This is a genomic window from Anaerocolumna sp. AGMB13020 (assembly GCF_033100115.1).
GTDB lineage: Bacteria > Bacillota > Clostridia > Lachnospirales > Lachnospiraceae > Anaerocolumna.
Genome location: NZ_CP136910.1, coordinates 5,021,287 through 5,041,971 on the forward strand (window position 1 = coordinate 5,021,287; position 20,685 = coordinate 5,041,971).

The 20,685-nt window shown below is 38.4% G+C and carries 18 protein-coding genes and 1 other annotated feature; of the genes, 7 read left to right on the forward strand and 11 right to left on the reverse strand.

Annotation, left to right across the window (positions count from 1 at the left end; all coding sequences use genetic code 11):
- Positions 1 to 8 precede the first annotated feature (8 nt).
- Entirely contained in the window at positions 9 to 1,754 is a 1,746-nt protein-coding gene (locus tag R2R35_RS21160) for an ABC transporter ATP-binding protein (RefSeq protein WP_331670169.1), read from the forward strand.
- Positions 1,755 to 1,935: 181 nt separating this feature from the next.
- The gene (locus R2R35_RS21165) at positions 1,936 to 3,510 is read left to right on the forward strand and encodes a L,D-transpeptidase family protein (protein WP_317731853.1); all 1,575 of its coding nucleotides are present in this window, start codon (positions 1,936 to 1,938) and stop codon (positions 3,508 to 3,510) included.
- A 135-nt stretch (positions 3,511 to 3,645) separates the two neighbouring features.
- Here R2R35_RS21165 and R2R35_RS21170 read toward each other — a convergent pair whose 3' ends face one another.
- The 3 genes from R2R35_RS21170 to R2R35_RS21180 form a co-directional block, all read right to left on the reverse strand.
- Positions 3,646 to 3,921: a hypothetical protein gene (locus R2R35_RS21170; protein ID WP_317731854.1), complete on the reverse strand. Its 276-nt coding sequence runs from the start codon at positions 3,919 to 3,921 to the stop codon at positions 3,646 to 3,648.
- An 18-nt stretch (positions 3,922 to 3,939) separates the two neighbouring features.
- The gene (locus R2R35_RS21175) at positions 3,940 to 4,845 is read right to left on the reverse strand and encodes a hypothetical protein (RefSeq protein WP_317731855.1); all 906 of its coding nucleotides are present in this window, start codon (positions 4,843 to 4,845) and stop codon (positions 3,940 to 3,942) included.
- A gap of 209 nt (positions 4,846 to 5,054) precedes the next feature.
- Complete coding sequence (locus R2R35_RS21180; RefSeq protein ID WP_317731856.1) at positions 5,055 to 6,764, reverse strand: methyl-accepting chemotaxis protein; 1,710 nt, start codon at positions 6,762 to 6,764, stop codon at positions 5,055 to 5,057.
- A 428-nt stretch (positions 6,765 to 7,192) separates the two neighbouring features.
- Here R2R35_RS21180 and R2R35_RS21185 point away from each other — a divergent pair, with 428 nt between their 5' ends.
- Positions 7,193 to 8,665, forward strand: coding sequence for a DUF1538 domain-containing protein (locus R2R35_RS21185; protein ID WP_317731857.1), 1,473 nt, complete (start codon positions 7,193 to 7,195; stop codon positions 8,663 to 8,665).
- A 2-nt stretch (positions 8,666 to 8,667) separates the two neighbouring features.
- Entirely contained in the window at positions 8,668 to 9,330 is a 663-nt protein-coding gene (locus tag R2R35_RS21190; protein ID WP_317731858.1) for a P-II family nitrogen regulator, read from the forward strand.
- Positions 9,331 to 9,407: 77 nt separating this feature from the next.
- Here the strand turns inward: R2R35_RS21190 and R2R35_RS21195 are convergent, their stop codons facing one another.
- On the reverse strand, positions 9,408 to 9,887 hold the full coding sequence (locus R2R35_RS21195; protein ID WP_317731859.1) for an S-ribosylhomocysteine lyase: 480 nt from the start codon (positions 9,885 to 9,887) through the stop codon (positions 9,408 to 9,410).
- Positions 9,888 to 10,159: 272 nt separating this feature from the next.
- Between R2R35_RS21195 and R2R35_RS21200 the strand changes: the two genes are divergently transcribed.
- The 3 genes from R2R35_RS21200 to R2R35_RS21210 all read left to right on the forward strand — a co-directional run bounded on the left by R2R35_RS21200 (position 10,160) and on the right by R2R35_RS21210 (position 13,410).
- Positions 10,160 to 10,780, forward strand: a complete 621-nt coding sequence (locus R2R35_RS21200; RefSeq protein WP_317731860.1) for an HAD family hydrolase — start codon at positions 10,160 to 10,162, stop codon at positions 10,778 to 10,780.
- A gap of 46 nt (positions 10,781 to 10,826) precedes the next feature.
- Positions 10,827 to 11,075 (forward strand) — a binding site (T-box leader).
- Positions 11,076 to 11,410: 335 nt separating this feature from the next.
- On the forward strand, positions 11,411 to 12,421 hold the full coding sequence (gene trpS / locus R2R35_RS21205; protein ID WP_317731861.1) for a tryptophan--tRNA ligase: 1,011 nt from the start codon (positions 11,411 to 11,413) through the stop codon (positions 12,419 to 12,421).
- A 29-nt stretch (positions 12,422 to 12,450) separates the two neighbouring features.
- On the forward strand, positions 12,451 to 13,410 hold the full coding sequence (locus R2R35_RS21210; RefSeq protein WP_317731862.1) for a D-2-hydroxyacid dehydrogenase: 960 nt from the start codon (positions 12,451 to 12,453) through the stop codon (positions 13,408 to 13,410).
- 511 nt (positions 13,411 to 13,921) lie between these two features.
- Here the strand turns inward: R2R35_RS21210 and R2R35_RS21215 are convergent.
- From R2R35_RS21215 to aroC, 7 genes are all read right to left on the reverse strand, one after another.
- Entirely contained in the window at positions 13,922 to 15,001 is a 1,080-nt protein-coding gene (locus R2R35_RS21215) for an ABC transporter substrate-binding protein (protein ID WP_331670170.1), read from the reverse strand.
- 146 nt (positions 15,002 to 15,147) lie between these two features.
- Positions 15,148 to 15,942: an ABC transporter permease gene (locus tag R2R35_RS21220; protein WP_317731863.1), complete on the reverse strand. Its 795-nt coding sequence runs from the start codon at positions 15,940 to 15,942 to the stop codon at positions 15,148 to 15,150.
- Positions 15,939 to 16,754: an ABC transporter permease gene (locus R2R35_RS21225; protein WP_317731864.1), complete on the reverse strand. Its 816-nt coding sequence runs from the start codon at positions 16,752 to 16,754 to the stop codon at positions 15,939 to 15,941. The genes R2R35_RS21220 and R2R35_RS21225 overlap by 4 nt, the downstream gene beginning before the upstream one ends.
- On the reverse strand, positions 16,744 to 17,823 hold the full coding sequence (gene potA / locus R2R35_RS21230; protein ID WP_317731865.1) for a spermidine/putrescine ABC transporter ATP-binding protein: 1,080 nt from the start codon (positions 17,821 to 17,823) through the stop codon (positions 16,744 to 16,746). The genes R2R35_RS21225 and potA overlap by 11 nt, the downstream gene beginning before the upstream one ends.
- Positions 17,824 to 17,909: 86 nt before the next feature.
- The gene (locus R2R35_RS21235) at positions 17,910 to 18,449 is read right to left on the reverse strand and encodes a cupin domain-containing protein (protein ID WP_317731866.1); all 540 of its coding nucleotides are present in this window, start codon (positions 18,447 to 18,449) and stop codon (positions 17,910 to 17,912) included.
- Positions 18,450 to 18,707: 258 nt separating this feature from the next.
- The gene (locus R2R35_RS21240; RefSeq protein ID WP_317731867.1) at positions 18,708 to 19,247 is read right to left on the reverse strand and encodes a biotin transporter BioY; all 540 of its coding nucleotides are present in this window, start codon (positions 19,245 to 19,247) and stop codon (positions 18,708 to 18,710) included.
- A gap of 62 nt (positions 19,248 to 19,309) precedes the next feature.
- Positions 19,310 to 20,410 (reverse strand): chorismate synthase, encoded by a 1,101-nt coding sequence (aroC, locus tag R2R35_RS21245; RefSeq protein WP_317731868.1) that lies wholly within the window; start codon positions 20,408 to 20,410, stop codon positions 19,310 to 19,312.
- Positions 20,411 to 20,685 lie beyond the last annotated feature (275 nt).

Below are 20,685 nucleotides of genomic sequence, written 5' to 3' on the forward strand. Positions count from 1 at the left end.
AGAAAGGCATGGTTATTAATTTGAAGAAAACAACAATAAATAGATTATGGGGCTATATTGGTAAAAGTAAGAAGCTTCTGGTAGTCGCGTTTCTTTTCTCCTTACTTGGAAATACCATGGCGGTATTTACACCGCTGCTGATGGGAAAAGCAATCGATCAAATTATTGGAATCGGAAACGTTGATTTTGGCGGCCTGCGTAACATTCTTCTGCTTTTGGCAATCTTATATGTGATAAGCAGCTTTTTCCAATGGCTGATGTCGGTAATCAGTAATATAGCAGCGAACAATACTGTAAGGGAATTGCGTAAAGATGCCTTCTATAAGCTGAACAGATTACCTGTAAACTATTACGACAGACATTCCCATGGAGATGTCATCAGCAGGCTTACCAATGATATCGATGCCATCACGGATGGCTTATTTCAGGGAATAACACAGATTATGACTTCTGTGGTAATAATTATCGGAAGTTTTATCTTTATGATGATTATAAGCCCGGTAATTACTTTGGCAGTTATAATAGTAACACCTTTATGTTTCTTTATCGCTTCTTTTATTGCAAAGCACTCCAGGCTGATGTTTGCCAAGCAGTCCAGACTGACAGGGGAGCTTAATGGATATGCAGAAGAAATCATAGAGAATCAGAAACTGGTTATGGCCTTTGGTTATGAAAACAAAGCCATGGAGAGCTTCGGGGCTATGAACAGCAGTCTTTATGAAGCCGGTCAGAAGGCACAGTGGTATTCTTCTTTAACCAATCCTACTACAAGACTTGTAAATAATATTGCTTATGTCATGGTAACCGTTATGGGTGGACTCTTAAGCCTGGCAGGTAACCTGTCTGTGGGTAATATTGCAAGTTTCTTAACTTACTCAAACCAGTTTGCAAAACCTATCAATGAAATTACGGCAGTGGCATCACAGATACAGGCTGCTTTTGCTTCCGCTGACAGAATTTTTGCACTTATGGATGAGGAGGAAGAGGTTACTGCAGCGGAACCGGTGGTGGAATTAAAGGATTGCCAGGGAAATGTGGAATTCTCCAATGTTTATTTCTCCTATAAGAAAGAAGTTCCTTTAATTCAGAATTTCAACCTGAAAGTGGAAAAGGGTAGCATGGTTGCAATTGTTGGTCCTACAGGTTCTGGAAAGACCACCCTGGTAAATCTGTTAATGCGTTTCTATGAATTAAATAGCGGGAAGATCTTTCTTGACGGTAAGGACATCAGCCATATGGATAAGGATAATCTTCGTAAATCCATTGGCATGGTTTTACAGGAGAGTTGGCTTACCAGTGGTACCATAGCAGAAAATATAGCCTATGGGCTTACGGATGTAACCCAGGAGAAAATTGTAGAGGCTGCCAAAGCAGTGAAGGCACATGGATTTATTATGAGGCTGCCTGAAGGTTATGATACGGTTATTGAAGAAGATGGTAGAAACCTTTCCCAGGGTCAGAAACAGCTGCTTACGATAGCCAGAGTACTTATCATAGATCCTCCTATGCTGATTCTGGACGAAGCGACCAGCAGTATTGATACCAGAACCGAAATCAAGATACAGGAAGCTTTCTTAAAGATGATGGAAGGAAGAACAAGCTTCGTAATCGCACATCGTTTATCTACCATAAAAGAAGCTGATACCATTCTTGTACTGAATAACGGAAATATTGTAGAACAGGGAAATCATAAGGAGCTCCTTGCAGAAAAAGGATTCTACTATAACCTGTACCAATCCCAGTTCTCGTCTTAATAGATTTGAAACAGTTTTGCCATATGATTAACACAAACTTTGCTTATGTTAGCAGTACCCGATTGTGCCAATTAATGGCAGTCGATTAAAGGAAAGGAGTCAGAATCGCTTATAATTAGGCTAATCTTTCGCATCTAATTTTATTGATGCGTATGAGACATATGGAGGAATGAGGTAATTCATGACATATTCATTGAAAACAATACGAAAGATTGTTATCTTAAGCATTGCATCACTTTTAATAGGTCTATTTACAAATGGAGTACGGGCGGAAGCGAGAGTTGATTATCCGTACTATATAAAGGTTAATAAACAACAAAATGTTGTTACAGTATACGAAAAAGATGAAAATGGAAAATATACGGTACCAGTACGCGCAATGGTATGCTCAGTGGGAGCTGATACTCCATTAGGTGTCTTTAAGACTCCGATTAAGTACAGATGGAAACTTCTTATGGGAGATGTATGGGGGCAGTATTCAACAAGAATCGTAAGAGGTATCTTATTCCATTCCGTTTGGTATTACAAAATGGATGCATCAACACTTTCTGCAACCCAATATAACAAACTGGGTACAACAGCTTCTCATGGCTGCGTACGCTTAACCGTTGAGGATGCCAAATGGATTTATGATAATTGTGCTGTAGGTACTACCGTTGAGATCTATAACGGGAAGGATCCGGGACCTTTGGGTAAACCCGTTGCTGCAAAACTTCCAGTAGGTACTGGCTGGGACCCTACAGATCCGGATGTCAATAACCCTTATAACAAGAAAGGTCCGGTTATTACTGGAGTTAAGAGTAAATCTGTTGAATGGGGCTCCAAAGTTGATCTGAAAGAGGGAATTAAGGCTGTTTCTATTACAGGAACAGATATAACAAAGGATATTAAGACCGTTGGTAAGATTGACACCTATAAAGCCGGAAAGTACAAAGTCAGCTATACGATAAAAGATCTGCTGGGAAAAGAAACAACAAAAACAGCAACCATTACAGTTAAGCAGAGCAAAGATGCTCCCGAAATCAAAGGTGTTGCAGACAAAATTGAAAGTACGGATACGGTTATTAACAGAGCTTATGCACTAAAAGGAGTATCTGCATATCTCTCCGTTAAGAAGCTTTCGGTAAAGGATATAAAAGTAACAATCACCAAAACAGAGGATGGCTCCTATAAACTTGCTTACAGTGTAAAGGCAGAAAATAATAAAACAGCCAAGGCTGTTGCGACTGTATTCGTAGATAATGAAGCACCGGTATTAACAGGTGTCAAGCATCGGACAATTACAAAAGAACAGCTTGCAGCTGGTGATAAAGAGATTCTTAAGCTTGCAAAAGAAGGTGTATCAGTAGCTGATAATTATACAGCCCTTACCCAAAAAGATATCAAGATTACAGTCCAGCCAATTGAAGACTATGGATATTTCGTAAATTATGAAGTTGCCGATAAATTTGGTAACGTTACGAAAGAAACGGTCCAGTATACTTATTTTAAAGATGTGCGAATAGAAGGTGCAGCTAACAGATATGATTTACCTGCAGATGCCACGATGGATGACATCTCTGCCCTTGCTAATGCAAAAGCTTACAGGGAAGACGGTATAGAGTGTACAGACCAGTTAATGGTGGGTATTGCCTATATCGATGATAAAACTTATGAAATAACTTACAGCTTGGATTTGCCGGAGGGCAAGGAAATTACTGTTACCTGTTATTTTTATCTCACGGCAGCAGCTCCAGTTGGTTCTGTAACAAACTAAATAAAGTGTTTAACCTCACTTGATAGAGATATCCATTGACTTTACTGGGAGAACTGATATGGTGTAAAAATGAAATAAAATAAAAGCCTGAAGACGGAAAGGAAAGATTCCTGGAAGTCTTCAGGCTTTTATAGCTTAACGGAAGTTTTTAGACATCTTTTTGATCATTTCTACTTTTTGCTTGTCGGCAGGGGACATGTCTTGTGTCAGGATTTCCACCAGTAGGTCATTTTCTTCTTTGGTAAACGTTAAATTCATTGCCTTTAGCTGGGTATTTGCTTTTACCAACAGAGGAACAACCTTATCCTGGGATTTGCCCTCAGCTTCTTTGGAAAGATCAATTAATATAGCCATTTTTCTGGGGTCAATGTTTTTCATTGCCGGATGATTCATCCAATTTAAATTATTCATACCTATACCTCCATAATATTAGTTTTCCTGCATCATATTAAACATCATGCTTAAATTATCAAAAGTACCTTTTTGCTCTGGTGACAGCATAGTACTAAGAAGCTCCATCATATTAGGGTTTAGCCCTGAACCAAAGCCATTGTTTGCTTCAGCGCTGTTCGTTTTATTTTCAGTACTGTTATCGGTAGTCTCAGCCTGGGAAGCCATCATACTGGAAAGTGCAGAGTAGGTTTCAAACATACTTTTCATATTCATGATGTTCAAAATACTGTCAATAATCTGTCTTTCTCTTGCATAACAAACCTTTCGGATGCTGTTCAATAATGCGACGATATCAATGTTCTGCTTTTGAAAGCTAAAGGCAGAAACACGGTCTTTGCTTCTGACTGATTGGAGGGTGTCCATGAGCTCAGTGGTCTGTATAATCAGACTTGCAGATTCCTGTGTTTCATTATCAAGATGCGGAAATGCAGCCTTCATGATATCCAGCATATGCTTTAAACTATTTTCGTTAGGTGGTATCTCTTCGGAATCAGGTTCGTGGGAATCATTAGAAGCAGTAGAATCAAAGTCAGCAGCCCCAGGTTGTGAACGACTTTCTGTGCTTTCGGAATTATCCTGATATGTAAAATCAAAGCCATTGTTATAAGCATTATTACTGTCATAGGTACCATCGTCAGCAGAAATATTATCTGATGCATTATTACCGGCCGAGTTATTATTATATGCGGAGGTATTCTTAAAACCAGATGCAGCAGGGTTTACAGCTCCGTTAAAATATCCGTATGGATATCCGCTACCATGATTTCCGGTATTGTAATTCCCAACAGAGTTAATGGTATTATTTTCAGGAGATGATGCACTGCCTGCTGTATTTGGATTGTTAACATTATCAGCATCCTCGTTGTTAAAAGAATTAGTCATACCGTAACCTTCCATAGCTTCTCCATTTCTTGTTTATCATTATACTATATTCAAATACAGGAAAAATATAACCACAGGGGATGCTGTTTCAGACAAGCAGAGAAGTAAAAAAAAGATAAGAAAAAGCTTCCTGATTATCATACATATAATGAAAATCAGGAAGCTACCTGGGGTAAAATACCAGTTCGATAAAATTGTTCAAGCAGGCTCTAGGTAGTGAACTTAGAGATTTCCTGCTGTAAGCTTTGCATGTTGTCTCTGGAAGCATTTACTTTATTCAAGACCTCCCCAGACATACTATTAATATCGGTTACCTTGTAAGCTATTTCAGCAGTGCCTTTTGCACCTTCACTGGAGGCAGCGGAAACACCGTCAATGGTTTCGAGCATATGGCTTACGTTTTCTGAAAGGTTACTGGCGGCCTGGTAGAAATCCTTCACTAAAGTATCAACAAAAGAAGCATCTTCACTGTACTTCTCCATGATATCAAGAAAAGAAGTGTAGTCATTGCGTACGTTTATATCCATAAAGGTCAGCAGAGAGTTGGAGTTCACGGCCAGATTATCAACAGACATGGTCACCTTATCTGTTATACCTTGAATTTCTTTTACCGCATTTTTGGATTCCTCCGCCAGCTTTCGTATCTCCTCGGCAACAACAGAAAAGCCTTTCCCGGCTTCCCCGGCCCTGGCAGCTTCAATAGCGGCATTTAATGCCAGAAGGTTGGTTTGATTGGTAATCTGCATAATAGATTCTGATAATACATTGATCTGTTGTACAATCTTAGATTCCTCGATGGAAAGTCTTAATTTGCCATTGACCTCTTCCAGCAGTTTATAGGTTCGCTCCTGAGATAGTATGATATGGGACTTTACATCCGCTGCCCGGGTGCTGATTTCATTCACTTTCTCAGCACCTTCAGCGGTTTTGGTGGCTATGGCATGAACGGTATTCTCTATATCCATCGCCGAGCTGGTCATTTCTTCGCCGGAGGCGGCTGTTTCTTCCATTCCTGCTGACAATTCCTCTGTAGTAGCTGAGATGTCTTCAATGGTATTGCTTAAGGATAACATATTTGATTGAACTTCTACTACCAGATAATCTGTGCTGGCAGAATAGTGGCTGACATTCTCAATGATTTCCCTAATATTTCCGATGAATTTATTTATGCTGATTGACAGCTGGCTGATTTCGTCTTTCGTTTTAATATGTATTGTTTTGGTTAAATCACCACCCTGTTCCGCAAGGGTATTTAGTTCTGATTTTAATAAGTTCATTGGTTTCAGAATGGAATTGATAATAACGGTCATCATAAGAAGGCTTACAACAGAAAGGGCAAGAACAATAATCATACTGTTTCTTGTTGCATTTTGGTAAAGTTCATTGCTTGATTTCAATTCAGTGGCGGCAGTATTCTTACTATAATCAACCAGTTTTGATAAAAGGGCGGATATTGTATCAAAGGCTGTTTTTGTATCATTGTTCATCATTTCAAGGGCTGAATCAGTATCGAGATTTCTGCTAAAACTTATTGTCTTATCATGGAGGGCTATATAACTATTCCAACTTGTGATAATTTGATTATATAGAATTTCATAATCAGAGGTATGTATATACTGTCTGTATTCTTCTAATTTACTATTTATGATGTCTTTTCTTGCATTTAGATCTTTTTCCAGTTCGAGTTTGGAGGCTAATACATTGTTAAGAATATGATTATATTCCTGAATTCTATAATTAGAGGTCATTGTGTTAAGATCTTCTGATAGAACGATGCCAGGCAGCAGTTCATTATTCGTACTCTGAAGTTTTAGATTGATAGTTTTCATTGTATGTATGAAATAAAAACTGAGGATCATTAGCATAATAAGAATGCTCATAATAAGAAAAATTAGTTTACTTTTTATTGTCTTTAGCAAGTCATTACCTCCGGTATGTGTGAGTATTTATGAAGAAAAATCATTAGTTATACATTTTGATAATTTTATCATGCCTATAGAAAAGATGCAATATCCTAATAATGCATTAAAAAGTACGAAAATAATGGATTTTACAAGACATTATTACACCATACAGAAATTAAGTTACTTTCCTTGACAGAGGAATTCATCCATAATACAATAATATAAGCAATGTTGTTGAGAATGGTGTTATAAGGAACTTCGATATGTTTGAGTTTAATGAATTATTAGAGGGTGAAATATCGCATTGGAAATTCTTGAAAAAGACCTGATCTCATCAGCAAAAATAATAATATAAAAGTATATAAGTATGCAATCAACTTATATAGGTTTAAAGAAAGGGGTTCATGAAACAGTAATTTTAATATAGAAAGGAAGACAAGTATTTGAGTGTATTTATTGAAAAATTTAAAGAAGTACTAACATCGGTCTTACCCATAACAGCAATAGTCGTATTACTTAACTTTACTTTAACACCCATTGAAACACCTATAATGATTAGATTTTTAATAGGAGCAGTATTTGTAATTTTAGGCCTGACAATCTTTCTTATTGGAGTAGATACTGGTATTACACCGATAGGTAATAACATGGGTAGTGCAATTACAAAAAGCAATAAGCTTTGGGTTGTTGCAATTGCAGGTCTAGTGTTAGGTTTTATTGTATCTATCGCAGAACCTGACCTTCAGATTTTAGCAGGACAGATAGATCAGGTAACTTTGGGACTGATATCAAAAAATAGTATCGTTTTTATTGTCTCAATAGGAATAGCCATACTTCTTTCGGTAGGTTTAATAAGAATTGTATATAATTTTCCTCTTTATAAATTGTTGACTGTTTTGTATGGTATTATCTTAATTCTCGGCATCTTTACTTCTAGAGAGTTTTTAGCCATATCTTTTGATGCTTCTGGGGCAACTACAGGAGCTTTGACAGTTCCATTCATATTATCTCTGGCAATCGGTGTATCCAAATTAAAAAAAGATAGCAAAGCTTCTGAAAAAGATAGTTTTGGACTGGTAGCAATCGCTTCTACCGGTGCAATTATTTCTGTAATGATAATGAGTATATTGTCAAAAACAGATAAGATAACAGGCAGTCTTAAGCAGGAAACTATTTCGGATTCAATATTTTATCCTTTTATACATGAATTCCCAAAGGTAGGTTTAGAAATTTTTATTGCACTTTTACCTATTCTGGTGATTTTTCTTATTTTTCAAAAAAAACATTTCGGACTATCTAAAAAAGAAGTAAGAAAGATTCTTTTTGGTATATTGTTTACGCTAATTGGGCTTGTTATGTTTCTGGTAGGAGTAAATGCAGGTTTCATGAATGTTGGAACTGTCGTAGGATATAGTATTGCATCTTTAGATAACAAAGCATATGTTGTAGTAATCGGATTTGTGTTAGGTATTGTAACTATTTTGGCAGAGCCGGCTGTTTATGTACTGACACATCAGATTGAGGATGTAACAAGCGGATATGTAAAGAGAAGTGTCGTTATGATAACCCTTTCCCTTGGAGTAGGAATGGCGGTGGCATTATCCATGATACGCATACTTATTCCTGAATTACAGCTATGGCAATATATCTTGCCAGGGTATATAATATCAATTGCAATGAGTTATTTTGTACCGAAACTATTTGTAGGTATTGCTTTTGATTCCGGAGGAGTTGCCTCTGGACCTATGACGGCTACTTTCATTCTTGCTTATGCACAAGGTGCGGCAGAAGCAATCGAAGGTGCTGATGTTTTGGTTGATGGATTTGGAATGATTGCAATGGTTGCTATGACTCCTTTAATTGCATTGCAGATACTAGGTTTTATATTTAAATTAAAATCAAAAAGGAGTGAATGATAATGGGTATTAAAAATGTTAATATAGAATTGATACGTATCATTGTTAATTTAGGAATGGGTAGTAAATTATTAAAGACAGCGAAAGAGAATGGCATCTCGGGGGGAACAGTACTGTTAGCTCATGGTACTGCGAGTAATACGATATGGGATTACCTGGGGTTATCAGATGTGCGTAAAGAGGTGGTTTTACTATTAGCTGACAGCGAAACTGCCCAACGTTCTTTGGAAATAATGAATAAAGAATATAAATTCGATAAGCCGAATCATGGAATCGCATTTACAACATCTATTAGTGCTGCCGTAGGATCCAGAAGCTGTTCCTGCAACAATATGGAAAATGAAAGAGGTGTGAGTAATACAATGTATCATATAATTACAACTATAGTTGAAAAAGGTAATGCAGAGAAAGTTATCGATGCTGCAACAAAGGCAGGGTCTAAAGGGGGAACAATTATCAATGGAAGAGGCTCAGGAATTCATGAGACCAGCAGGCTGTTTTCTATGGATATTGAACCAGAAAAAGAAATTGTATTGATTCTATCCGAGGCCGCTGATACAGAAGCAATTGTTAATTCCATAAAAAATGATTTGAAAATAGATGAGCCTGGTAATGGAATTATTTATGTGCAAGATGTCAACAGAACTTTTGGAATTTATAAATAATCCCAATCAAGTGAATAAATTTAAAAGGGCTGATGCCATGGCATATAAATAACCTGGCATCGGCCCATTTGTATTTATCATTCTGGATAGTTAAGGTGTTCCTCTGTAATACCGTTTAATATTTCCTGTAAAAATTTATTAGCAAGATATTTTGCCATATTCAAGTTCATATCTAGGTAATTACCACAGTTAAAAGCGGCTGCTCCTGGAACCTCGCCTGTAAAATCACGTACGAAGGTAAACATTTCCGTAATCAATGGGACTACATCTCTTGAAGCATAATCCCCTGCCAGTATCAGATAGAATCCTGTACGACAGCCCATAGGTCCAAAATATATGGTTTTATCCGTATATTCAGGATGATTTCTTAAAAACGTTGCACCCAGATGCTCGATGGTATGAATCTCGGCAGTATTCATTACCGGTTCAAAATTGGGTCGGGTCATACGTATATCGAAAGTGGTAAGGATCGTGTCACCAGCATTATCTTTTCTTGATACGTAGATACCCGGCAGTAATCTCAGGTGGTCTATTGTAAAGCTTGCAATCTGCTCCATAACATACTCTCCTTCAGTAAATAATTTTGACTTATTATAACATAGATAAGATACAGTTAAAAGTAAAAAATTATCTTTACATTGGTGTTGCATTACCACACTTAAGAAAAAGTAGTATACTACAACAGTTTTATCAGATATAATAAATTAACAGGGATATCATAGGATTACTTTTGATACTGCTTCTGTAGAAGAATTAGGAATACAATGTATTTTACTACCCAGAAAGGCCTTTCTCTTTGAAAGGCAGCAATAGTTTAAAGGAGAGCATTATGACGGACAGTATAATATTTGATCTAGATGGAACACTATGGGATGCAACGGATGGAGCAGCAGTAGTATGGCAGGCTGAAGCAGCAAAATACAGTGACGTTAAGGATGTTATAACAGCCGATAAATTAAAATCTTTATATGGACGGCCTTTAGAAGAAATAGCAGTCAAGTTGCTTCCCAGTGCAGAGACAGAGACTGCTCTTACTATTATGAGAGAGAGCGTTATCAAACAATGTCCTTACCTTGAGAAGGACGGAGGTATCCTGTACCCTGGACTAATCAGTACCTTAAAAGAGCTTAAAAAGAAATATAAACTGTTTATTGTAAGCAATTGTGAGGAAGGTTATATCCAGTGTTTTTTAAATGCTCATAACTTATGGGATATCTTTGAGGATTTTGAATATCCCGGCCGAAGTGGTAAATTAAAAGCTGAAAACATTAGACTTGTTATAGAGAGAAACCATCTGCAATCACCAGTATACCTTGGAGATACAGAAGGAGACCAGTTAGCTGCAAAGAAAGCGGAAATACCGTTTATTTATGCAAGATACGGTTTTGGCGATGTGAAGGAATACGACAAAGCAATCGATAGTTTTGCAGAGCTGCTGAGCAATATTTGATATTGACTTTGGATTGCTTCATGGAGTATACTAAATATAGAAAAACAAAAAGCCGATGATTAAGAGTAGTAAGCAGAAGATTTGTTATCAGAGAGCTGTCGCAGGGTGGAAGACAGTAGCAGAATCTGTATGAATGGACTTATAGGCTCGGGAGGAAAGGAATTATTCCAAGTAATGCCCGACGGGGTCTTCAGCCGTTATCAATGAAGCATATATTACAGTATATGGATTGAGTGGGCGCTTATGCGCCAAACCGGGTGGTACCGCAGAAGTGAACATGACTTTTGTCCCAGTGATATTACGAGAGTAGTATTCTGTGGCAGAGGTCTTTTTTTGTTAGAGAATTAGCACCTAATAATGGGGATAGCACCTTGTAATGGGAAAAGCACTTGGTAATGGTAACAGTACCTTGGTAATGGGAATGATACTGAGTAATAGGAATAGTGCATGGTAAAGGAATAACACCCATTATATAAAAAAGGACTACCAGAAGAAGTGCCACATGTCACACCTAAGGAAATGTGTCGCTAGGATGACTGCGTTTCAGCCCATGAGTCAGGAAAGTCGGACTCTTGTTCTTTCGTAGTAAGAAATTTTTAGAGAATGAAAAGTAAGCGGAGGTAAAAATCAATGTTAGACGGAAAAAAAGTACTATTTAGCGGAATGCAGGCAACGGGGAATATTACCCTGGGAAATTATATGGGAGCTCTAAAGAATTGGATTGATTTGAATAATGATGATAGTTACCAGTGCTTTAATTGTGTGGTTGATCTGCATTCCTTAACAGTAAGACAGGACCCGGCAGAACTTCGTAAGAGAGCGAGAACGCTTCTAAGCCTTTATATTGCTGCCGGTCTGGATCCCGTTAAGAACTGCATTTATTATCAGTCACATGTGTCCGGCCATGCAGAACTAAGCTGGATCTTAAACTGCTTTACTTATATGGGAGAATTAAACCGTATGACACAGTTTAAAGATAAGTCAGCAAAACACGCCGACAATATAAATGCCGGACTTTTCACCTATCCTGTACTTATGGCTGCTGATATCCTGTTGTTCCAGACGGATGTAGTACCTGTAGGTGCAGACCAGAAACAGCATCTTGAAATAACCAGAGATATCGCCGAACGTTTCAATGGGGTATACGGAGATGTATTTACCATTCCTGAGCCTTATATTGGTAAGGTAGGTGCCAAAATCATGAGTCTTCAGGAGCCGGATAAGAAAATGTCCAAGTCCGATGAGAATGTTAATGCTACCATTTATCTGATGGACGATCCGGATACAGTTATTCGTAAGTTTAAGAGAGCTGTAACCGATTCTGATAATGAAATACGCTATACCGAAGAGAAACCGGGAATCAAGAATCTTATTGATATCTACTCCGCAGTTACGAATAAAACATCTGGAGAAGTTGAAAGAGAATTTGACGGCAAAGGTTATGGAGAGTTCAAACTTGCTGTAGGAGAGGCCGTTAACAGTGTTTTGGTGCCCATCCATCTGAGAATGGATGAATTATCAAAGGATAAAGCCTATATTGACGGAATCATAAAAGAAAACAGCGATAAAGCCAACTATTTTGCAACGAAAACACTTCGTAAGGTTCAAAAAAAGATTGGCCTGCCTGAAAGAGTACGATAACTTTAATTTGAAGGAAAGGCTGTTTGAATATGAATATAATTTTTTTGGAAACAGATACCTTAGGCGATGACGTTGATTTATCAGTCTTTGAAACCTTAGGAAAGGTAACGAAATATAATAAAAGTGAGCCTTTGCTGAATAGTGAGAGAATCAAGGAAGCAGACATCCTTGTTGTCAATAAGATTCCAATGAATGAAGAGAACCTTAGAGCTGCTGTTAATCTAAAGCTTATATGTATTACAGGCACCGGAACCAATATTGTTGATTTTCCTTATGTGAATGGCAGAGGAATTGCAGTAGCAAATGTAAAGGGATATTCCACACAGTCTGTAGTACAGCATACCTTTGCTCTTTTATTTTACCTTTATGAGAAGTTAAGTCATTATGACCACTTTGTCAAATCCGGCGGATATGTAAGCAGTGATATCTTCAGCTGTTTTGATGAGAAATTCAATGAACTGTATGGAAAGACCTGGGGAATAATAGGCTTGGGCAATATCGGTAAAGGAGTTGCCTCCATTGCCAAAGCTTTCGGCTGCAAAGTAATCTATTACTCAACCTCCGGCAGGAATCAGAATGAGGAATATGAGAGAGTTGATTTTGACACTTTGCTAAAAGAAGCCGATATTATTTCAATTCATGCACCGCTTAATAAGGAAACTGAAAATCTCATTGGAGAAGAAGCCCTTAATAAGATGAAATCCACTGCTCTGCTATTAAATCTTGGAAGAGGACCTATTGTTGATGAAGCCGCTCTCAGTAAAGCCTTATCGAATAACTGGATTGCGGGTGCTGGGCTTGATGTTTTAAGACAGGAGCCAATGGCTGCGGATAATCCTCTTCTTGCTATTCAGGACAGCAAAAAGCTTATAATAACTCCGCATATAGCCTGGGCTACGGTTGAGGCCAGGAGAAGATGTGTGGCTGAAGTATATGAGAATATGAAAGCATTCTTAAAGGGTGAGGATAGGAATATTGTAAAGGAATAAATAACTCAATTGTAGTATTTTTGTGATTCCTCCTGTGTTTAAAATGATTTGAGTGGCAAAAGGGTGGGTTTTTCACAAGGGGACGGCAAAATTGCGCAAACCAGAAGAACTCATGCTTCGATTTCAAGGTATAAGAAGTCCTAATTCTCTGGATTTTTTGTGCTTGACATCTTCTAAAACAGATAACTCGCTTCGCTCAAACAATCTGTTTTAGAAGATAGCACAAAATATCCAGAGAAAAGGGCTTCTAATACCTTTCCATAGGCGCATTCATTCTTCTGGTTTGCACAATTTGCCTGAAATCGATTGGGAATAATACATTTGTTGAATAAAATTATGAAGTATCAATGTCTGTAAATAAAAAAAGGACAAAGGAATGAGATATTTTTCATTCATTTGCCCTTTTTTAGGGTTCTGTACAAATAGTTGGGGTGTGAACACATTTCTAACTTTTGACACAGAGTTTTTATTAATTGGAAGTAGGGTAGGGGGATTCGTTATTAATATTTACCTACTGCGTAGATTTTACTTCATTCCATTTCTGAATATAGAGAGCGTCCATATCTTCACCAAGATAATGATAGGTGGAGCAGCGATCCAGAACATCAGTAGAAGGAAAAGCAACGGTACTGTTTTTGATTGCTTCGTCCTGGATTAATTCTCTGGCGGCTTTGTTTGGTGTGGAGTAAGTTATATATTCGAAATTCTTTAATGCAATTTCCGGTTCGCACATAAAGTTAATCCACTTCTCGGCATATTCTTTGTTTGGTGCATTCTTGGGTATTACCCAGCCGTCGATCCATACATTGGAGCCTTCTTTTGGGACAACATATTCCAGGTCAGGATTCTCTCTTTGGGTAAAGATAGCTTCTCCGGAGTAGATTACACCAATTGGATTGTCTCCACCAATCATTTTATCTCTTACCTGATCTACTACATAAGCATCAACCATTGGTTTCTGAGATTGCAACAATGCCTTTGCTTCCTCTAACTGTGCTTCATCGGTAGTATTTATGGAGTAACCGAGGTAACTTAAAGCAATGGCAAATGCATCTCTTACACTGTTAATCATAAGGATGTCACCGTTGTAACCATTTCTCTCAATGAAATCTTTATCAAAGAGAGCAGCCCAGCTGTCAATGGGTTCCTTGATCATAGTTTTGTTATACAATAGACCCACTGTTCCCCAGCAATAAGGTACACTGTATTTATTTCCGGGATCGAACTCCGCAGCACTTTTTAGATAAGCCGGATCAATATTGGAGATATTGGGTACATTGTCATAATTGATTTCAGCAAGTAAATCTTCCTCGATCATCTTTTGAATCATATAGTCTGAAGGACATACCACATCATATTTGACGGAACCATTTTTGATTACCGGATACATATCCTCATTCTGTTCGAAGTATTTCAAAACAACCTTGATTCCCGTTTCCTTTTCAAAGAGGTCTACTACATCGGGATCAATGTACTCGCCCCAGTTGTAAACATAGATTTTTTCTCCGCCTCCGCTTGAACAGCCAGTCAGAGTCGCAGTTCCTGTTAAGATCAGTGTGCACAGAAGAAGCAGTGATAGCATTCTTTTCATTGTTTATACCATTGCATATCGCAGGCTGGCTGCGATACTGCCACAAATAATAAGGAGTGAAAGAATCTCGATGTGGCATCCTTTCAATTTATAATTTTCTTTCACTCTTTTCTACTTTAATGTGTTATATAGATTGGCAGCAATTATTATGCTTTGCCAGGAGCTTTTCCTGTATTATCCCTGTCATTTTTGCGATTGATTAAAACCAGCAGAATCAGAATACTTACAAACAGCAGAGTGGATAAAGCATACATTTCAGGTTTAATTCCCTTGCGTACTTCCGTATAAATAATGGTCGATAAGGTATCAACACCAGCACCATTGGTAAAGTAGGTTATTACGAAATCGTCCAGTGACATGGTAAAGGCTAATAAGAAGCCTGAAAATATACCAGGGAAAATATCTGGAAGTATAATCTTAAAGAAGGCATAGGATTTGGTTGCCCCAAGATCCAGTGCTGCTTCGTAAAGACTGACATTCTGTCTGGCAAGCCTTGGCATAACGCTTAATATAACGTAAGGAATATTAAAGGTTATATGGGAAAGCAATACGCTGGAAAAACTTAAGGGATAGCTTAATGCAATAAACAGAAGCATTAAGGATATACCGGTAACGATATCTGCATTCATCATGGGGATGTTGGAGATACCAAGTAAGATTGTTCTTGGCACCTTTCTCATGTTATTGATGGCTAGGCAGGCACAAGTTCCGATTATAGCAGCAATCAGGGCAGATAGAAATGCTATGATCAAGGTATTTGTCAGTGCCTCCATAATGGCTTGATCCTGAAACAGACTGTTATACCAGCTTAAGGTAAAGCCACCCCATTTGGAACGGGATTTTGACTTGTTAAAGGACAAAACGATCAATATAAAGATGGGTGCATATAAAAATAAAAGGATTAGCCCTAAATAAAATCGGGACAGAAATTTCTTTATCATATCTTCGTGCCCTCCGATTCTTTGTCATATTTGGCAAGGACAGCCATACTTAAGAAGATGAATACCATCAGAACCAGAGAAAGACCGGAACCGGTATGCCAGTTATTAACCGTCTTAAATTGCTGTTCTATGATATTTCCGATTAGCACTACCTTGCTGCCGCCCAGGATGTCTGAAATAACAAAGGTGGTGAGGGAAGGCACAAAAACCATGGTTATACCGCTGACAACACCGGGCAAAGTCATAGGCAGTATGATTTTTATAAAAGTTACAAAGGAATTAGCACCTAAATCTCTGGCTGCATTGACATAATCATCACTTATCTTTGCCAGGGAATTATAAATAGGCAGTATCATAAAGGGAAGAAAATTATAAACCATACCGAATATAATTGCTCCCGGGGTATTGATCAAATCCAGTGCGGGCAGATGGAAAAACTTAAGCAGGGTATTGATAACACCCGTTTTCTCCAGTATATTCTGCCAGGCCAGTGTTCTGAGCAGAAAGTTCATCCACATAGGAAGTATAAATATCATAATAATAAAGGAATTATTTTTTAATTTCATACCATGCAGTATCAGGGAGAGCGGATAAGCAAGGATAAGGCATATCACCGTACTGATAATGGACAGCTCAAGGGAAAGCCACAGGGCTTTCAAATTAATAGGGTCCATAATCAGTGCCAGATTACTTAAGGTAAGACCTCCCTCTTTGGCGGTAAATCCATAGTATATTATGATAAATAGCGGAACAATCACAAATATACCCATCCAAAGTGAATATGGATAGGAGAGCCATTTCTTAGTTTTCATCCGATGTCACTGCCTCCTCATCCTCAGATTGAGGTTTGTTCATAATATGAATATCAAAAGGATCTACTTTAATCCCTACATTACTTCCGACCGGACTCAGATCGGTACTGTGAACCAGCCACTCATGTCCGCCTGCAAGAACCTCCATTTCATAATGAACGCCCTTAAAGATCAGGGAAGTAACTACACCGTTAAGAGTTCCTTCGGTTTCTTTGACAAGGTCGATGTCCTCCGGTCTGATAACCACATCTACGGGCTGATTCTTTCCAAAGCCCTTGTCCACGCAGGCAAATTTGGAACCAAGGATACTTACAAGTCCGTCCTCGATCATTGTGGAGGAGAGAATATTACTCTCACCGATAAAGTCTGCTACAAAGGCATTTTTGGGCTCATTGTATATCATTTCCGGTGTACCCACCTGCTGGATATAACCCTGGTTCATGACTACGATCGTATCGGACATGGTAAGGGCTTCCTCCTGGTCGTGGGTTACATAGATAAAGGTTATTCCCAGTTCATTCTTAAGACGGATAAGCTCGTATTGCATATCCTGTCGTAATTTTAAATCCAAAGCGCCTAAGGGTTCATCCAGGAGAAGTACCTTTGGTTCATTAACAATTGCTCTGGCTATAGCTATACGCTGCTGCTGACCGCCGCTTAAGGAATCGGGTGTACGGTTCTCGAAACCTTCAAGATTAACCAGCTTTAAGGCATATTTTATCTTATCCTGTATGTAGGCTTTGCTTTTCTTCTTTATTTTTAATCCAAAGGCAATGTTCTCTGAAATAGACATATGAGGGAAAAGGGCATACTTCTGAAATACAGTATTTAACGGTCTTTCGTTGGGAGGCAATTTGGTAATATCTTTGCCGTCAAAAAGTACTTTACCGTTGTCAGGATTTTCAAATCCTCCAATAATACGTAGAGTAGTGGTCTTACCGCAGCCGCTGGGTCCTAGCAGCGTTAGGAATTCATTTTCCTTTATATAAAGGTCCAGATTGTCCAGAACAACATTGTTGTCAAATTTCTTGGTTATGCCTATCAGATCAATAAGTTTATCGCCAGACATGTTTAATCCTCCTGTGTATATTGTAAAATAAGGTTCATTTCACACCAGCTTAATATAATCATACATATTTACGCATATGATTTTACTTAAAAGCTTGGTGGTGTGGATATCCACAATAGACTGGCGCCTTGCTTATCGGAAGCAGAAATATAATGATTCTTGCCAGCTTTATAATAAAAGGATTCACCCTTTTTTGCTTTATAGGTTTTGTTCCCTATATGAAGAATAATACTGCCGTTTAATACATATCCGAATTCTTCCCCTTCATGAGGATTGTCCGGATAGGTGGAACCTCCAGGTTCCAAGGTCAGGAGAATGGGTTCCAGCATGTTCTTTTGTGCATTTGGGATAATCCATTGGATACAGTTCTTAAGTTCCGGATCTATCTTCTCAAAATAATCACTTTTCTTAAATACTACCTGTTCTGTTGAAGTATCGGAAAAGAACTCTTCCAGATTGGTTCCAAGACACTGTAAAATATCAACTAAGGTAGCTATGGACGGGCTGGTCAAATCTCTTTCCACCTGGGAAATAAAGCCCTTTGAGAGCTCCGCCCTGTCTGCTAATTCTTCTTGGGTCAGATTCTTTTGTACTCGAAGTTCCTTGATTTTTTCACCGATTTTCATCCTGTGCTCCTTAATAAAATTAAACTCAAAGTTTAGTGTTGCTAAACAGCATAATCATTATTATACACAGAATTAATGTCCTGTCAATGGCTTATTTATTTTTATACAGGAAAATGAATAGTAACAGAAAAAAGCTTCATAAACCCTTACAAATACTGTATGCGTATAAAACAGCAGACTGTATATTTAAGGTTTATGAAGCTTTCGGATAGCGTATTTTATGAATACGAAAAAAGTAAGGACCTGAATAACAAAGAATCAGGATCTGTTTAATCCCATGGACATACGGGAGAGTATCTTATATATTTCTCTTCCAAGGCTAACGGCAACAACGGTAGTTACCAGATCTTTTGCCAGCATCAGAGGAACAGAAGGCAATAACCAGGTACCGGTTATCTGATAATAGAACAGAAGTCCCATAACATGGCATATCAGTAAGCCTATGATACTGAAGCTAATTCCCATAGGATAAGTTTTTCTGCTTCCAAGGCCAGTGAGAAAGACCATGGGAAGGAAACCGAACAGATAACCGCCGGTAGGTCCGACCAATGCGTCGATACCTCCGCCGAAGTTGGCAAATACAGGAATACCAACCATTCCGATGAGAAGATAAAGGAAAACGGACAGGAAACCTGATTTTTTACCAAGAATGGTACCAATAAGAACGATACCAAAGGTCTGAAGAGTTACCGGGATACCTCCCGGAAGCATAAAGGATATCTGGGACAGTACCGCAAGGATTGCAGTAAAAAGTGCAATTTGGACCATTTCCTGAGTAGTCAGGAATTTTCTTTTCATAGATTACTCCCATCTGCGTGCTTTTGTACGCGTGAAATCAAAGAGGTGTGAAAATGCTTTTGTTATCTGAAAAATTTGACAATTGAATCCATTCTGGAGGTGATACTTACAAACAACATGTCTACTAAGGTAACGGCTGCCATGGATTCAACAACAACGACAGCTCGGGGAACAATAACCGGATCGTGGCGGCCTTTGATGTTTATGCTGATATTCTCACCGGCTTTATTGATCGTTCTCTGGGTTTGGGCAATAGAGGCTGTAGGTTTTACGGCAGCCCGGAATACAATTTCCGAACCATCGCTTATACCGCCTAGGATACCACCTGCATTATTTGTTAATTTGCTGATCTTTCCATCCTCCGTGTATATAAAAGGGTCATTGTTCTGTGCACCGGTTTTTTGAGCAGCAGAGAAACCGGAGCCGAATTCAATTGCTTTTATAGCTCCGATGGAGAGGATAGCTTTTCCAAGGTTGGCATCCAGCTTGTCAAAGACCGGCTCTCCGATACCAGCTGGTACACCGGAGATGATACATTCAATTACACCGCCTATGGAATTCTGCTCCTCCATTTTCTCCTGCATCAGTGCCTCTGCAGCTACAGAAGCTTCAAGGTCCGGCATAAAGAAAGGACTTAACGGAATGTTATCTCTGTTGCATTTGGTATAATCTATGTTAATGTTACCAATGGATTTGGTGTAGGCGCAAAGGCTGATACCAAGCTCCTTCAGAATAGCAGAAGCAATTGCTCCGGCAGCGACTCTGCCGATCGTTTCTCTTCCGGAGGATCTGCCGCCGCCTCTATAATCGCGGAAGCCATACTTGGAATCATAAGTATAATCTGAATGACCTGGGCGGTAAAAGCCGGATATTTCAGAGTAATCCATGGAAATCTGATTCGTATTGAGAACAGCCAGGGATATGGGCGTGCCAGTAGTTTTTCCTTCAAAGACACCGGACAAAATCTTAACGGTATCTGCTTCATTTCTTGGGGTAGCATATTTGGTCTGACCTGGGCGTCTTCTGTCAAGAAAAGCCTGAATAGTTTCTTCCTCAAGAGGAAGTCCTGCGGGACAGCCATCAATAACAACACCTATTCCTGAACCGTGGGATTCTCCCCAGGTAGTTATGCGAAACATGGATCCAAACGTTGAACCTGCCATATAAAACCTCTTTCCGATTTATATTTTTATTTCTGATAAAGATTATCTTTGTTTTAGAGTTTTACACGTTAACGTAAAAAACTTTAATGAATTTATATAAGTATATAAGAAAACTATTTGTTAATCAATATCTTTTGAGGACATTTTAAAAATACAATTCATATATTGTAATGATTGGTAAAAAAAATAGCTTGAGAATAATTTACCTGAGGTACCAGGATGAACGTCTTTTATTCTTAATCCATCTATTAATTCTTAAAAATCCAATTTTTATA